This is a genomic window from Citrobacter sp. VF227 (assembly GCF_052950715.1).
Map to the genome: position 1 here is coordinate 1 of NZ_JBRFVF010000709.1, position 296 is coordinate 296.

The 296-nt window shown below is 73.0% G+C and carries 1 protein-coding gene; it reads right to left on the reverse strand.

The window, feature by feature from the left end:
- Positions 1 to 56: 56 nt before the first annotated feature.
- The coding region (locus ACU8YC_RS28670; protein ID WP_446896475.1) for a hypothetical protein at positions 57 to 296 on the reverse strand (240 nt) is incomplete at its 5' end.

A 296-nucleotide genomic window follows, 5' to 3' on the forward strand; every position in this document is an offset into this window, starting at 1 on the left:
CGGCCACATGACGGTCCCGGACAGCACCCGGCCCCCGGGTGCTGTTCCGTATCGCCCTACCCCTGAAACACCCCGCCGCCATACAGCAGGGCCGTGATGGCTGCGGCATCCGGAATGGCCGGGGTGAGCGGTACCTGAGGGACGCTCTCCGGCGCCGGGGCCGGGGCCACCGTCTCCTCCTCTGCCGGCCAGGCCGTCACCATCATGTCCAGCTCAAACTCCCCCACCGCATCCCGCGGCAGCCACAACCGGGCCGGCTCCGTCACCAGCAGCGTCACCCGCTGCCGGGCGGCCGG